The sequence below is a fragment of the Synechococcus sp. H55.10 genome (genome assembly GCF_047502715.1).
Lineage (GTDB): Bacteria > Cyanobacteriota > Cyanobacteriia > Thermostichales > Thermostichaceae > Thermostichus.
The window spans coordinates 1-504 of record NZ_JANSJJ010000299.1; the positions used below are offsets into that span (position 1 = coordinate 1).

General features: G+C 60.1%; 1 protein-coding gene. It reads right to left on the bottom strand.

Annotated features, from left to right (window positions below; genetic code table 11):
• Positions 1–204: 204 nt before the first annotated feature.
• Positions 205–504, bottom strand: a 300-nt coding sequence (locus NW858_RS13370; RefSeq protein ID WP_414520682.1) for a type II 3-dehydroquinate dehydratase, incomplete at its 5' end; no start/stop codon positions are given.

Below are 504 nucleotides of genomic sequence, written 5' to 3' on the forward strand. Positions count from 1 at the left end.
GGTTTTACCAGTTAGCCACTCTTTGAGTTGCGCCCGCACGATACCTACCTGGCGCCTGCCCTCCTCTCTCACACGGCTGAGGACAGATGTTCTCCACCGGGAAACCCAGTGTCTGCCTCTTCCAGGTGGGGGGCCTCCCCGCGTTTGCGGATCACCAAGCAGCGACTATCGCGGTAGCGTCGAGGTAAGGCCAAACTTCTTCGGTCAGGTTTGGACGGCCTGCAGCCGCAGGTGCTGAACTAGAGCCTGTAGGCCCAATAGGTAGCTGTGGGCTCCAAATCCACTGATTTGGCCAATGGCTACAGCAGCAATGTAGGAGTGCTGGCGGAAAGGTTCGCGGCGATAGATATTGCTCAGGTGAACTTCTACGGTGGGCAGACCCACGGCAGCAATGGCATCCCGCAGGGCAATGCTGGTGTGGGTGTAGGCGCCGGGGTTGATGAGGATGCCGGCGTGCTGCTGGCGGGCGCGGTGGACGGCATCAACCAACACTCCCTCATGGTT